The 13,323-nt window shown below is 50.2% G+C and carries 14 protein-coding genes; 8 read left to right on the top strand and 6 right to left on the bottom strand.

The window, feature by feature from the left end; genetic code table 11:
* Window positions 1–61: 61 nt before the first annotated feature.
* Window positions 62–1,084, bottom strand: a complete 1,023-nt coding sequence (locus E4L36_RS11645) for a TRAP transporter substrate-binding protein (protein ID WP_346763628.1) — start codon at window positions 1,082–1,084, stop codon at window positions 62–64.
* A 295-nt stretch (window positions 1,085–1,379) separates the two neighbouring features.
* Between E4L36_RS11645 and hexR the strand changes: the two genes are divergently transcribed.
* Window positions 1,380–2,255, top strand: coding sequence for a transcriptional regulator HexR (gene hexR / locus E4L36_RS11640; protein WP_127693641.1), 876 nt, complete (start codon window positions 1,380–1,382; stop codon window positions 2,253–2,255).
* A 175-nt stretch (window positions 2,256–2,430) separates the two neighbouring features.
* Window positions 2,431–2,640, top strand: a complete 210-nt coding sequence (locus E4L36_RS11635; RefSeq protein WP_127693640.1) for a hypothetical protein — start codon at window positions 2,431–2,433, stop codon at window positions 2,638–2,640.
* Between the two features lie 4 nt (window positions 2,641–2,644).
* Here E4L36_RS11635 and E4L36_RS11630 read toward each other — a convergent pair whose 3' ends face one another.
* Window positions 2,645–4,135 (bottom strand): FMN-binding glutamate synthase family protein, encoded by a 1,491-nt coding sequence (locus E4L36_RS11630; protein ID WP_169051529.1) that lies wholly within the window; start codon window positions 4,133–4,135, stop codon window positions 2,645–2,647.
* 170 nt (window positions 4,136–4,305) lie between these two features.
* Between E4L36_RS11630 and E4L36_RS11625 the strand changes: the two genes are divergently transcribed.
* From E4L36_RS11625 to E4L36_RS11615, 3 genes are read left to right on the top strand one after another with little or no spacing between them, the layout of a single operon-like run.
* On the top strand, window positions 4,306–4,632 hold the full coding sequence (locus tag E4L36_RS11625; protein WP_136680750.1) for a hypothetical protein: 327 nt from the start codon (window positions 4,306–4,308) through the stop codon (window positions 4,630–4,632).
* A gap of 45 nt (window positions 4,633–4,677) precedes the next feature.
* Window positions 4,678–5,409 (top strand): HupE/UreJ family protein, encoded by a 732-nt coding sequence (locus tag E4L36_RS11620; RefSeq protein ID WP_136680749.1) that lies wholly within the window; start codon window positions 4,678–4,680, stop codon window positions 5,407–5,409.
* A 16-nt stretch (window positions 5,410–5,425) separates the two neighbouring features.
* Window positions 5,426–6,112 carry a transmembrane anchor protein gene (locus E4L36_RS11615; RefSeq protein WP_136680748.1) on the top strand — a complete coding sequence of 229 codons (687 nt, stop codon included), beginning with the start codon at window positions 5,426–5,428 and terminating at the stop codon, window positions 6,110–6,112.
* Window positions 6,113–6,158: 46 nt separating this feature from the next.
* On the opposite strand, the gene E4L36_RS11610 is transcribed toward E4L36_RS11615, so the two are convergent.
* Window positions 6,159–7,022 (bottom strand): SMP-30/gluconolactonase/LRE family protein, encoded by an 864-nt coding sequence (locus E4L36_RS11610; protein ID WP_136680747.1) that lies wholly within the window; start codon window positions 7,020–7,022, stop codon window positions 6,159–6,161.
* A gap of 131 nt (window positions 7,023–7,153) precedes the next feature.
* Here E4L36_RS11610 and E4L36_RS11605 point away from each other — a divergent pair, with 131 nt between their 5' ends.
* Complete coding sequence (locus E4L36_RS11605) at window positions 7,154–7,918, top strand: helix-turn-helix transcriptional regulator (protein ID WP_136680746.1); 765 nt, start codon at window positions 7,154–7,156, stop codon at window positions 7,916–7,918.
* An 11-nt stretch (window positions 7,919–7,929) separates the two neighbouring features.
* Here the strand turns inward: E4L36_RS11605 and E4L36_RS11600 are convergent, their stop codons facing one another.
* Window positions 7,930–8,565, bottom strand: coding sequence for a cation diffusion facilitator family transporter (locus E4L36_RS11600; RefSeq protein WP_136680745.1), 636 nt, complete (start codon window positions 8,563–8,565; stop codon window positions 7,930–7,932).
* Window positions 8,566–8,645: 80 nt separating this feature from the next.
* Between E4L36_RS11600 and E4L36_RS11595 the strand changes: the two genes are divergently transcribed.
* Window positions 8,646–9,110: a helix-turn-helix domain-containing protein gene (locus E4L36_RS11595; protein ID WP_136680744.1), complete on the top strand. Its 465-nt coding sequence runs from the start codon at window positions 8,646–8,648 to the stop codon at window positions 9,108–9,110.
* 81 nt (window positions 9,111–9,191) lie between these two features.
* Here the strand turns inward: E4L36_RS11595 and glmS are convergent, their stop codons facing one another.
* Window positions 9,192–11,018 carry a glutamine--fructose-6-phosphate transaminase (isomerizing) gene (glmS, locus tag E4L36_RS11590; protein WP_136680743.1) on the bottom strand — a complete coding sequence of 609 codons (1,827 nt, stop codon included), beginning with the start codon at window positions 11,016–11,018 and terminating at the stop codon, window positions 9,192–9,194.
* Window positions 11,019–11,028: 10 nt separating this feature from the next.
* A complete protein-coding gene (gene glmU, locus E4L36_RS11585; protein WP_136680742.1) occupies window positions 11,029–12,387 on the bottom strand; it encodes a bifunctional UDP-N-acetylglucosamine diphosphorylase/glucosamine-1-phosphate N-acetyltransferase GlmU in 1,359 nt (452 codons plus the stop codon).
* A gap of 110 nt (window positions 12,388–12,497) precedes the next feature.
* Here glmU and E4L36_RS11580 point away from each other — a divergent pair, with 110 nt between their 5' ends.
* A complete protein-coding gene (locus E4L36_RS11580) occupies window positions 12,498–13,238 on the top strand; it encodes a helix-turn-helix domain-containing protein (RefSeq protein WP_136680741.1) in 741 nt (246 codons plus the stop codon).
* The last annotated feature ends 85 nt before the right edge of the window (window positions 13,239–13,323 follow it).

Genomic DNA, 13,323 nt, shown 5'->3' with positions numbered 1-13,323 from the left:
AACCTAAAAGGCAGGCACAAAAAAGCCGCTCTATTGAGCGGCTTTTAGCAATCATCATCACTTACACAGGGTTACGTGCATTCAGATATGCTTGTTCAGACACTTGGTGCCATTTTGTTGCTTGATCACGGAATTGAACGAATGACTCATAAACTTTCTTCGTCATCTCGTCTTTAGCCGCTTCTTCTGCAACAACTTCGTCAGAGAGTTGCTTCAGCTTGCTAAGAACATCATCTGGGAACTTACGCAGTTGCACGCCTTGTTCTTTAACCAACTGCTCAAGAGAGCGGTTATTCTTCGCCGTGAAGTCAGCCAGCATGTCTTGGTTAGCAACACGAATCGCGTTACGTACCAATACTTGCAAGTCCTTAGGAAGCGCTTCAAGTGCTTCTTTATTGACGAAGCATTCCAGCGTTGTGCCTGGCTCATGCCAACCTGGGTAGTAGTAGAACTTAGCAGCTTTGTGCAAACCGAACGCGGCATCGTTATATGGACCCACCCACTCAGTCGCGTCAATCGCACCTGATTGTAGTGATGGGAAGATTTCACCACCCGGCAACAAGACTGGCGTACCGCCGGCACGTTTCAAGACTTCACCACCGAGACCCGGCATACGCATTTTCAGGCCTTTTAGGTCGTCAACTGTGTTGATCTCTTTGTTGAACCAACCGCCCATCTGAACGCCTGTGTTACCCGCAGCACCCGGCACAAGGCCGAATTCAGCATAAACTTCTTCCCACAGCTCCATACCACCACCGTGGTAAAGCCAGCTGTTCATCTCTTGAGCCGTTAGGCCAAATGGCACAGCTGCGAAGAATTGAGCTGCGCGGCTCTTACCTTTCCAGTAGTAAGAGGCGCCGTGCCCCATTTCCGCAGTACCACGTGATACAGCATCGAAGATCTCCAACGCACCAACAAGCTCTTTGGCGCCGTACACTTTTACCTGTACGCGGCCACCTGTCATTTCGTTGATGAGCTTAGCTAGGTTGTTCGCGCCCGTTCCCAAACCAGGGAAGTTCTTCGGCCACGTAGTCACCATTTTCCATTTGAACTCAGGTGCTGCCTGAGCAGTTGTAGACATCATGGCGCCAGTAGCTACCGCTGTAGCACCTGCACCTTTCAAAAATTGACGACGCTTCACTGATCTACTCCCTTTATTCGTTATTCATTTTTTCAGGATAGTAGTTTGAACATAGCATGCACCCTACCCCCCTGCAATCCTGTATAGCCCTTTGCTAATACGTACGTGAAATTACTGACACAACAGCGACTTATCGCCATTCTCACAGGGGCACTCGCCACCACACGTTAGGGGGTTTTACGTTTCGCTGATATACTAAAGGCTCACTTTAGTTGTTAGCGTTGAATGTGGCCCTACGTTGAACTCCTCGAACCTGCTGAAATCGATCGAAGATGCACGGCCTAAGCTGCGAAAATCGGAGCAAAAGGTAGCCGACTACGTTTTGGCGCACCCAAACGAGGTGATCCATATGCGGATCGTCGACCTCGCATCCGAAGCCAATGTCAGTGAGCCAACCGTGGTGCGCTTTTGCCGAGGTCTACACTATGATGGTTTCCAAGACTTCAAACTCACACTAGCTCAAGGCTTAGCAAGCAACGCAAACTTCGAACAATTTGCCCTCGACTCGAAAGATACTGTTGCGCAGTTCAAGCAGAAAATCTTCGACTCGATGATCGGCAACATGATCAATATCCGTGATCAACTTGAAGCACACGATCTGGAGCGCGCCATAGAAGCGTTGGTGAATGCTAAACGGATCGAGTTCTACGGCTTCGGCGCCTCTGCCGCTGTCTGTAGCGATGCTCAGCACAAGTTCTACCGCTTGCAGATCTCTGCAGCCGCGTACTCTGATCCTCATATGCAGACCATCTCAGCAGTCTCACTGACTAAGAACGATGTGGTGGTTGCGATCTCCCAAACAGGCCGCACTAAAGACCTGCTGCACACGGTCAAGCTTGTACGCGAAACCGGCGCAACGGTGATAGCCCTGTGCCCAAGCAATACGCCGCTGGCCGAGATGGCGAGCATCGCGATCCATATCGATGTCGAGGAAGATAAAGACCTGAGCACCCTGATGTCATCCCGCGTGCTCCACTTGGTTGTTATCGATGTGCTAGCAGTTGGTGTTGCAATGCGACTCGGCCCGCAACTACTGGATCACCTCAAGACCATCAAGCGCAGCTTGCGCAGTTTGCGCCAGCAAGAGAAGCGAATTCCACCTCGTCGCCCCTGATAAAAGCCTGCCTTATTGTCATATTTCTGCAAGATAAGCTGACTAACCTTTAGCCTAAATCTGGTTGAAAAGTGAGCAGCTTTTCGCTAGATATATAGTGTTGATGTATCCTGAGGACCTGTCCTGAGGCATAAAATTCGGCTGGTACTCAGAGGAATGAGCGAGGTTGACGACTATGTTAAATCAAAAAACCAGCGATCTGAGCAATGTGCAGATTGAAGTGATTGATACATTAATTGGCTTTGAGGAAGAGGAGAAGATCAAGAGCAAACAGCTCGCTTCCAAACGGCTGTTAGCTGCTCGGCGTGCCATAGAAGAGCACAAAGAAGCGCTGCGCTTGGCCGAAGATATCGACCAAGACGCATGGTTCGGAGAGCTAGAATAGCCCGCTAAGACGCATCTGAATATAAGATATTCAGCGGCACAGACTGCCCATCCCCTAACACAACCGCAGCATGGTGGCGCTTGAGCTGACGCGGCTCGGGCGCTCCACATGAATGTGCAATCATCTCCACTTCGTGTACCAGCTTGTTATGGTACTTGTAGACACGCTCCGCTTTATCATCTGGCACAAGACCTTGTTGAAGCTCTGGGTCATGGGTAGTGATACCCGTTGGGCAGGTGTTTTTGTTGCACTGTAACGCCTGTATGCATCCAAGAGAGAACATAAAGCCACGCGCCGAAACGACAAAATCAGCACCAAGACAGATCGCTGCGGCCACATCTGTTGGGTTGATCATCTTACCTGAAACAACAAGACGTATTCGGCTACGTAATCCGTGCTGAGCTAACTTATCCACCAGCAAAGGTAAGCTTTCGCGCAGCGGCAAACCCACATTGTCCATCAATGGCATGGGGGCTGCGCCAGTGCCGCCGTCTGCACTGTCTAATGTGATGAAGTCTGGCGCGCGTTCAATACCACGCTCGATCACAGTTTGGCAGAACTCATCAATCCATGCGGTGGTGCCCAAAACAAGCTTAAAGCCGCAAGGTTTACCGGTTACTCGACGAACCCGCTCAACCATATCTAGCAGATCAGCAACTGAGCCAATATCGGGATGGCGATTCGGACTAATCGAAGCCTTACCTTCGGGTATGCCTCGAATCTCAGCAATATCTCGATTAACTTTCTCCGCAGGCAGGATGCCACCTTTTCCGGGCTTCGCGCCTTGGCTGAGCTTAATTTCGAACATCTTCACTTGGCCAATCGATGCTTTCTCCTTGAGCTTTTCATCACTCAACTGACCTTCAGCATCACGAACACCGTATTTCGCAGTCCCGATCTGATACACCAGATCACAACCACCTTCCAAGTGGAATGGCGACACCCCACCCTCACCGGTGTTCATCCAACAACCCGCTTTGGCGGCACCACGCGATAAAGCTTGCACCGCAGGTTTAGACAATGCGCCATAGCTCATTCCAGAGATATTAAAAAACGAAGCGGCTTCATAGGGCTGTTCACAGAAGGGGCCTATTACCATCGTTTGCGTAGGCGCTGCATCTTCTTCCAAGGTTGGAAACGGGCAATTCAAAAAGTAGTAGGTGCCAGGTTTACGCAGATCTTTAGTCGAACCAAACGCAATGGTGTTGTCTACCCCTTTGGCGGCCCGATACACCCAGCTGCGTTGCGCGCGGTTAAAAGGTAGCTCTTCTCGGTCCATCGCAAAAAAGTACTGGCGAAAGAACTCTCCAAGGTGCTCAAACAGATACCTGAAGCGCCCAATAAGAGGGTAGTTGCGGCGAATCGTCTGGGCAGTTTGTTGTTTATCTTGATAGTAAAGTACAGCAGCAGTACTCAGCAGACCGGCGATAACTAATAGAAAAATAACGCCAACAACGGCGATGAAATTGACCGCAAAAGAAGTAACCGCATCCATTATCTTATTATCCTACTTTGGGAGGTTTTTACGCATCCTACTGTATCCTCTGCCAACTGATAAGTGCGGCAAGTACGATGTTATAGTAGTGTGAATGTAGATCAATAATATCCGCTGAGGGGAACTTATCGCCGCGGTTGGCATCCATTCTGGTCGTCGTGATACGTTTCATGAGTACTGTAACTGTGCAAAAGTCGCTTAACTACATCGCTATCTGCGCTCTGCTTATCTTTGGCGGTATCCTGTCGCCGATTGGGATGCAGTCGTCGCATGGCATCGCGATGTTATATTTCGCTGAGCACCAACACGAGTTACACACAGACGCCTCCGCGCATCACGATATATCCGATCACGTTCACGAAACATCCGCCTACCGCCACAGCCCTGGAACCTATTACCTAGCACCTGTGCGCGAAACAAGCGCGATTCAGGTCATTTACTCCAACCACGCCGCCAATGTGCCTAAGCCTCCTCCGAAGCCTGCGCGTTTTATCTAACGCCCAAATTTATTTGTAAATTTCGATCAATTTCGGAGATTTTTTATGCAACTTGCACTGTTGCGAGGGTCGTTGCGTCTATTTATTGCGCCGCTATCGCTCCTCCTCACGCTTTTGCTTGTTCTACTGCTGCTGGGCATCAGCGAACAAGCGCTAGCCCACGCTGTTACTCAAGGTGATAAGGGCTACATTCAAGAGATCAGCGGCGTAAAGCTGATCGCTTTCATCTATCTCGGTGCCAAGCATATGGTAACGGGGTACGACCATTTACTGTTTCTACTCGGTATTATCTTTTTTCTCTACCGGCTGCGGGATATTACGCTCTACGTCAGCCTGTTTGCGCTCGGCCACTCAACCACAATGGTGATCGGCGTGTACTTCAATCTGGCAATCAATAGCTACATTATTGACGCCATTATTGGTCTCTCTGTTGTTTACAAAGCGCTAGATAATCTCGGCGCCTATCAGCGCTGGTTTGGTTTTCAGCCCAATACACGTGTCATGACGATGATTTTTGGTCTGTGTCACGGGTTTGGCTTGGCATCCAAAGTGATCGACTACGAAATTGCCCAAGATGGGTTACTTCCCAACCTGATCGCTTTCAACGTTGGTGTCGAGATGGGGCAACTGATCGCGCTCAGCGCCATTTCGATTCTGATGGGTTACTGGCGTCGCCAACCAAGCTTCTTCAAACATGCCTACTCTGCCAATGTACTAATGATGGGCGCGGGCTTCACGTTAATCGGTTATCACCTTGTTGGCCTTGCGGTCAGCTAGTTAAGAGAGACACATCATGTTTAATAAACATATTCCATCAACAGCAGAACTCCCCTCTACCCAGCAACTTATTAAGTCCACCCTACTGGCATTGGTTGCGGCGATAGTGCTGCTCATCACGGTTGTTTTACCGGCTGAGTATGCCATTGATCCCACGGGCATTGGCCGGGTAATCGGCCTGACCGAAATGGGCGAGATCAGAGAACAACTAGCGGCAGAAGCCGCTGCGGATGAGCAAAGCTCTGCTGCAACAGCGCCCCAACGCGAAGTTGAGCTGGCGCCAGCAATCGCTGAGCCGAAACCGACAAGCTTGCAACCGTTACCAACGATGGCTAAACCAAGCACAGTGCAAGAGGTCGCCACCGCTCAGCCTACACCACCCGCCCCCGTTTGGCGGGATACCACCACCGTCACCTTGACGCCCGGACAAGGCACCGAGATCAAGATGACGATGCGCAAAGGTGAGGTCGCCCAATTTGAGTGGCAGTCTCCTGAGGGCCCATTGAACTTTGATACTCATGGTGAAGGGCCAGAAGGCTCCATTAGCTATAAAAAAGGCCGCGGTGTTGCTGGCGAAGCCGGTGAGCTGACCGCAGCATTTGATGGCAACCATGGCTGGTTTTTCCGCAATCGTAATCCGCAAACAGTGACGTTTACGCTCAATACCAAGGGCAGCTACCTCGTGTTAAAGCGCACGAAGTAACCACTCCAATGAGGGGCATCTTAGCCCCTCTTTTATGTGCCGTATGCTAGGGCAGCATCCAAGCAACCACCTTGTTGTCCAACATCATCGGTGCATACAACATACTTCCGTATCTGCCAATATCCGCCAAGCCCGGAGCTGTTTGTAGCACTGTTCGGCGCTCGTTATCTTCCAACCGATACAGCGCACCACTGATCCAATCGCTGATATATAACGTCTTCTGATAGCTCACGACCCCATCTAAATTACCAAGTTGATAACCCGTCGCTATAGGCTTGAGCTGCTGACTGCTTGGGTCTATCTGGTATAACGTACCCGGCGTTTTAGTGGTGAAATCCGATTGAATATCCAACCCCCAACTCGCCACAATAAGCTGTCCATCTTCCCAAAGTAGCCCATTGGGGTGGGGCATTTTTTCTGGCTCCAACCACAACGCCAATTGCTGATCCGCGAGGCGATAGATGCCTCCAGCTAACATATCCGAAACATATATGGATCCATCGGGCGCGGCCGCCACATCATTTAGCATTTGGGCATGAGGTGCATGATAGCGCTCAGATACCTTGCCGCTGGTAAGGTCGATCTCATGTAACACCTGCATATCTGCCACATAGAGCTTACCCTTACTTATGGCCATTCCTTTAGGCGCATTAAAGCCAGCGAGCCACTGCCGTGTAAAACGCTGACCCTCGCGATCCACTCGGCTGATGTAACCTTTACCGTTGAGTTCCAGCGGCGCGCCATTGATATTTGAGATGTACAGCCATTCACCCTTTGCATCCGCAACCACCGACTCCGGCTGGTCTAGTGCATCAAGCTGCCATGCTTGCTGCAATGCCGGCTCTGCCATTAATACTTGGCTGCTAAGCAGTAAACTTCCTAACGCGGCCTTCGCTAATTTAAAAGACATAAATACACTCTCCTGAAGATAGTCATTGATCTTGCTACACAACAAGAGGATATTTAAAAGATACCGGGTAACAACGATTAGCTAATCAGGTAGCTAAAATTGATACTTAAGTGAAAATTGGAGCGCACATCATGGCACCTCAGCAAGAACTTAATGGTCTATTCCGTGCCCTTAAACAGGTGCTGAAAACGCAGGGGCTGCGCTATCGCGATCTTGCGGTAATGCTAGAAACGTCAGAAGTAACCGTTAAGCGGCTCTTTCAGGAGCAGGATTGCAAAATGAGCCGCTTAACGGAGATATGCGAGGTACTTGGTATCAGCCTCACGGAGTTAATGAGCTTAGCCGAATATACACCAACCGAGCCCTCAACTCTGTCGACTGAAACAGAGCAAGCGCTTGCAGAGAAACCGGCGCTGTTCAGCTGCTTGGTACTGCTTCTTAGCGGTTTTAGCAGTCACGATATTGCTCACGCAAACCAGCTTAGCCAAGCTGACACCTATCGCTATATGCGCGAACTAGAGAAGCTACAGCTCCTACGGCTAGGGAAAAATGACTCCGTTCACCTGACGGTACAAGTGCCGATTCGTTGGCGTCTAGACGGGCCTTTGCATCAAATGCTTGTTCAGATCAATCAGGCCTTTATCGAGCACACCATCAACGAGCAACATAGCGGCAACTTTCCTTTCTTTTCAACAAGCCGCTTGCTCAGTCAGCACAGTGCAAAACAACTGCAAGAGGAGGTCAATCAGCTCTATCAGCGCTTTCAAAAGCAAGCATCATTGGATCAACTGTTCTACCCTGTCGAAACACTGGTGCCCTATAAGATGGTCACCACCCTCGCCCCATTTACAGTATCTAAGTTTTTCGAATTGCCGCCGTTTGACGAACAACCTTAGCGTGCTGCCATTCAGGAGCCGGATTCAGCCAACTGAGCCGCAGCCGCGCGCTTTTCAGCCAATGCTTGGCGGATGATCTGCCAAGATGAGCTAAGGAACAGCGTCGCCATAATCAGCGCTGTTAGGAGATCGGGCCAGGGAGTATCGGTGTACCACACACCGCTTGCAGCGAGTAACACAACCAAGTTGCCTATCGCATCATTACGGCTACAAAGCCAAACCGAGCGCACATTTGCATCGCCATTGCGGTAACGCATTAAGAGCAGCACGCTCAGCATATTGGCACTAAACGCTGCTACTGCTACCCAGCCCATTGTGAAAGCGTCTGGCTGATTCAGCACCCAGATTCGATAAAGCGTACTGCCCACTACCCAGATCGCCATCAATAACAAGCTGATCCCCTTAATTAATGCAGCACTGCTGCGCACGGTTAGCGCTTTGCCAATCGCCCACAAACTAATACCGTAGCTTAAGGTATCTCCCAGAAAATCAAGCGCATCTGCTTGTAAGGCCTGTGATTGTGCGCTGATACCTGCCAGCATCTCGACACCAAACATCACCGCATTGATCGCGATAATAAACCAGAGAACGCGTTTGTAGCTCTCGCTTAGCCCGGTAAACTCCGTCTTTGCGCAACAACTAGACACTGTCGGAACCTCTTTACTTGTTGATCATCAGAATAACTATAAAACCTATAGTAGCTAGAGGTTCAAGAGGTTAAATACCAATGCCTAACACAACCTATTCGATCGGAACGTTAGCCAAGTACAGTGGCTGCAAAGTCCCCACTATTCGCTGGTATGAAGCACGCGGCCTACTCTCCAAACCTGAGAGAAACGCAGGCAACCAACGCCGCTACCGCGATACCCACCTCAAAGAGTTACGTTTTATTCGCCACGCACGTGCGCTCGGATTCGACCTCGCAGCGATAGAGCAACTTAAGATGCTCAGTAGCTGTTGCTTAACCGACCATCTCCAAGCCGATGATATTGCGCGGCGTCATCTCGCGGATATCCAGCAAAAGATCCGTCAGCTACGTGCAATGGAAACAGAATTAGAGCAGATGATTACCCAATGTAATTATGATCAGGAGCACCAGTGCCACGTGTTAGATGTACTTGCCGACCACACGCTGTGCCAAACGCACCATGAGTTTGATGATGTCGATTTTACAGCGGATAAAACAGGTTGAAGTGCTGAGGGAAGCTCACGAAAAAGCCCCCTAAGCGACGATCACTTAGGGGGCTTAAAGCAAAGGTTACGTTGCTAAGGTTTATTCAACCGTTACCGACTTGGCTAGGTTACGCGGCTGATCCACATCCGTACCTTTGAGTACCGCAACATGGTAGGAAAGCAGTTGTAGCGGCACAGTATAAACGATCGGTTCTAGCACCTCTGGGACTTCTGGCATCTCCAATACATGGATACCTTCACCCGGTTGTACCTCTTGAGAGCAACCTGCAAACACAAACAACTCTCCACCACGAGCGCTCACCTCTTGCAGGTTCGCTTTCAGCTTATCCAGCATCTCGTTACGCGGCGCCACCGTGACCACAGGCATATCTTTATCGACGAGAGCAAGAGGGCCATGCTTAAGCTCGCCCGCCGGATAGGCTTCAGCGTGGATGTACGAGATCTCTTTGAGCTTCAGCGCACCTTCCATCGCCACCGGATAGAGCGTTCCACGCCCTAAGAAGAGAGAGTGGTTTTTCTCGGCAAACGCTTGGGACATCTCTTCAATAGAGCCATCCATCTTAATAGCGTGCTCCATCAGCCCCGGCAATTGCGCAAGCAACGCAACGATCTCACGCTCCTTCTCTTGGCTCAGCTTGAAGCGGCGTCCCAATACCAGTGTAGTCAGCAACAAACCGACCAACTGCGTCGTAAACGCTTTGGTTGAGGCAACACCAATTTCTGGGCCCGCGTTTGTCATCAAGTTGAGATCCGATTCACGTACGAGGGAACTAGCAGGTACGTTACAGATCGTCAGGCTCGCCAGTATTTGGTCTTGCACATCGCGCAACGCAGCCAAGGTGTCAGCCGTTTCACCCGACTGAGAGATCGAGATGAACAGCGTACCTTCACTGATCACAACAGGGCGATAGCGGTATTCGCTGGCCACCTCAACATGACATGGGATGCCCGCTAAACCTTCCATCCAATATTTTGCGATCATACCGGCGTGGTAGCTGGTACCGCAGGCAATAATTTGTACCTGCTTAACCTGATCAAAGATCGCTGCAGCTTGTTCACCAAACGCACTTTCGTCAACCAAGCCATCTTTGATGCGATCTTCAAAGGCCGCGTGAGTTACCGCTGGCTGCTCGTAGATCTCTTTGAGCATGTAATGCTTGAAGCCTGCTTTATCGGCCGATGTCACGCTGTGCTCGTATTGTGATACTGCACGCTCGGCAGGTTCGCCCACTTTATCCCAAACGATGATTTCATCTTTTGTCAGCAGCGCAATATCGCCCTCTTCTAGGAACATAAAGCGATCCGTTACCGGCAGCAGCGCAAGCTGGTCAGACGCGATAAAGTTCTCGCCAATACCTACGCCAATTACCAGCGGGCTACCTTTACGTGCAGCCACCAGCTCACCCGGCTTATCACGGTGCATTACACCCAGCGCAAAAGCACCCTCCAATGAGGCAACGATCTGCTGCACAGCTTGTGTTAGATCCAAGCCTGTTTGCATAGCACGATCTAATAGGTGAGCGATAACCTCAGTATCCGTATCGGAGCTAAACGCATAGCCGCTCGACGTTAGATCGGCTTTCAGCGCTTCGAAGTTCTCAATAATGCCGTTGTGAACAACAGCGATAGCGCTACCCGACATGTGCGGATGAGCATTACGTTCTGATGGCTTACCATGGGTAGCCCAGCGCGTATGCGCAATACCAGTAGAGCCGGTGAGCGGCGTATCATCATGGGCATCAGCTAACGCCTGAACCTTACCTTCACGGCGTAGACGCTGAATCTCAGCACCACTCCACACAGCCATACCGGCAGAGTCATAGCCACGGTACTCAAGACGGCGTAGCCCCTCCAATAAAACACCAGATACCGAACGTTCTGCTGCAGCCCCAACAATTCCACACATAATTAACTCCTTACTTCTTTACCGGGCGCTGCCAGTTGGATAGGTTGACTTGCTTAGCGCGTGCGACGGCAAGCTCATCACCATCAATGTTTTTTGTGATCGTAGAACCGGCTCCCACTGTCGCTCCTGCTCCCACACTCACTGGGGCAACGAGTGACGTATTGGAGCCAATAAATGCTCCATCACCGATCTCGGTTTTAGATTTATTCACACCATCGTAGTTACACGTGATTGTGCCCGCACCTACGTTTACGTTGCTGCCGATTTCGGCATCGCCAATATAGGTAAGGTGATTCACTTTTGAGCCAGGGCCGATTTTCGCTTTCTTCGTCTCAACAAAGTTGCCAACTTTTGCACCGGTTGCCAGCTCAGTACCTGGACGGATACGGGCGAATGGACCAATATCACATGCCTCACCAATAACAGCGTCCTCGATGACAGTATTCGCTTTAACTACCGTACCTGCTGCGATTGACGCGTTCTTGATATAGCAGTTAGGGCCGATCTGTACGTCTTTACCAATCTCAACCGTACCCTCGAAAACAGCGTTTACATCAATGATCACGTCACCTGCAACGCTGACATGGCCTCGCACATCAACACGGCTCGGGTCTGCCAGTGTGGCACCATTCACCATTAACTGCTCAGCCTGCTGTGCTTGATACCAGCGCTCCAACTCAGCCAGCTGTACACGGTTATTGACGCCTTGTACCTCTTGCTCACAGGATGGGTGCTGGGTTTCGATCTCGATACTGCGCTCCGATGCCATAGCGATTACGTCAGTTAAGTAGTATTCGCCTTGCGCATTGTCAGAAGATAGCTGAGGCAACCAGTCAATCAACCAACGGTTCGGCAACGCCATGATGCCTGTGTTCACTTCATTGATGGCAAGTTGCTCTGCATTGGCATCTTTCTGCTCAACAATGGCAACCACGCGGCCGTTGTCTCGGACAATACGGCCATATCCTGTGGGGTTGTCCAGTTTCACAGTCAGTAATCCTAGCTTGTCATTCTGCGCAGAAGACACCAGCTCAGCCATCGTTTCTGAACGTGTAAGCGGTACATCACCATACAAAATTAGTGAGACACCTGCAGGATCTAGCGCCGGCAGTGCCTGCGCAACCGCATGGCCGGTGCCTAGTTGCTCAGTTTGCAGGGCGAAAGTGACCGCTGCATCGGCAAGCGTTTCACGTACTTTCTCCGCACCATGACCTATCACCACATGCGGCTGGACACTGCCAAGCTCTGCTGCGTTTTCAAGAACATGCTTCACCATCGGTTTACCACCAACACAGTGAAGTACTTTAGGAAGCGCCGACTTCATTCGGCTACCTTGGCCCGCAGCCAGAATCACAATATCCGTTGTCATGTTGTTCACTTTTGATTGAAGGGCATTTATTGACATTAATAGGGTCTTTACGGCTAATCTATATCAAACCGATATCTATACAATACTCATTGTCAGGAATATTTTGACAAATGCATTATCCAGCACTTGAAAACATTGGCCTGAGTCAACGCGAAGTCTCCATTTATCGAGCCTTGCTCGCACTGGGCCCGAGCCCAATAAGAGCCATCGCGGAAAAAGCAGACATAAATCGAGGCACAACTTACGACTGCCTAAAAGTCTTACTACAAAAAGGTTTAGTCAGTTACCTGCCCAAAGGCAAGCGGCGTTTATTCTCTCCGCAACCACCAGAGGTATTACTCCAACTGGCAGAACAGCGCCAACAGTCGCTAGACGACGCCATTACTAAGCTTAAAACCAGCATTATCCCTGAGCTAACGCACCTACAACCCGATTTTAGTGCCGCCAATGTCCAGTTCTATGAAGGCGATGATGGCATCGAGTTTGTTCTACGGGATATTCTGAACAGCGTCTCTACGCTGCCCGAGAGGCGCTACTGTGTTTTCTCTTCTAAGCCTATCAGGGATCACCTTTACCGCCCCTTTCCCAACTATACGGTTCAGCGTATTCAACGTGGGATCCAAGTTCAGGTGATTGCAATTGGAGACGGTGGTGAAGATGCTAAGTTATCAGAGCGAAAATGGATAAAAACTGAAGGAAAAGTCGATGCTGCCTATATTGCCATCTACCCACCGAAGTGTGCGGTGATCTCTTTGGCTTCAAATAACTACCCCACCGCAGTGGTCATCGACTCAAAGGAGGTTGCTGGCGCTCAACAGATCATATTCGATACACTGTGGCGCTTATTGTAACGATCGCGCCACAATAATCGTTATACTAAGAAAATATTAAGGACAATCTAGTATCACAGCGGATATAAATGGAATTTAAACGTAC

It is taken from the genome of Neptunomonas sp. XY-337 (assembly GCF_004959845.1).
GTDB lineage: Bacteria > Pseudomonadota > Gammaproteobacteria > Pseudomonadales > Balneatricaceae > Neptunomonas > Neptunomonas marina.
The sequence above is the reverse complement of the archived record's forward strand: the minus strand, read 5'-3'. Positions and strand labels throughout refer to the sequence as shown.

What these genes read in the sequence shown, in the direction of transcription:
- E4L36_RS11615 (WP_136680748.1), top strand. Translation starts at nt 5,426, where the DNA reads ATGTTTAATAAACATATTCCATCAACAGCAGAACTCCCCTCTACCCAG.
- E4L36_RS11620 (WP_136680749.1), top strand. Translation starts at nt 4,678, where the DNA reads ATGCAACTTGCACTGTTGCGAGGGTCGTTGCGTCTATTTATTGCGCCG.
- glmS (WP_136680743.1), bottom strand. Translation starts at nt 11,018, where the DNA reads ATGTGTGGAATTGTTGGGGCTGCAGCAGAACGTTCGGTATCTGGTGTT.
- E4L36_RS11595 (WP_136680744.1), top strand. Translation starts at nt 8,646, where the DNA reads ATGCCTAACACAACCTATTCGATCGGAACGTTAGCCAAGTACAGTGGC.
- glmU (WP_136680742.1), bottom strand. Translation starts at nt 12,387, where the DNA reads ATGACAACGGATATTGTGATTCTGGCTGCGGGCCAAGGTAGCCGAATG.
- E4L36_RS11605 (WP_136680746.1), top strand. Translation starts at nt 7,154, where the DNA reads ATGGCACCTCAGCAAGAACTTAATGGTCTATTCCGTGCCCTTAAACAG.
- E4L36_RS11630 (WP_169051529.1), bottom strand. Translation starts at nt 4,135, where the DNA reads ATGGATGCGGTTACTTCTTTTGCGGTCAATTTCATCGCCGTTGTTGGC.
- E4L36_RS11625 (WP_136680750.1), top strand. Translation starts at nt 4,306, where the DNA reads ATGAGTACTGTAACTGTGCAAAAGTCGCTTAACTACATCGCTATCTGC.
- E4L36_RS11610 (WP_136680747.1), bottom strand. Translation starts at nt 7,022, where the DNA reads ATGTCTTTTAAATTAGCGAAGGCCGCGTTAGGAAGTTTACTGCTTAGC.
- E4L36_RS11635 (WP_127693640.1), top strand. Translation starts at nt 2,431, where the DNA reads ATGTTAAATCAAAAAACCAGCGATCTGAGCAATGTGCAGATTGAAGTG.
- E4L36_RS11645 (WP_346763628.1), bottom strand. Translation starts at nt 1,084, where the DNA reads ATGATGTCTACAACTGCTCAGGCAGCACCTGAGTTCAAATGGAAAATG.
- E4L36_RS11580 (WP_136680741.1), top strand. Translation starts at nt 12,498, where the DNA reads ATGCATTATCCAGCACTTGAAAACATTGGCCTGAGTCAACGCGAAGTC.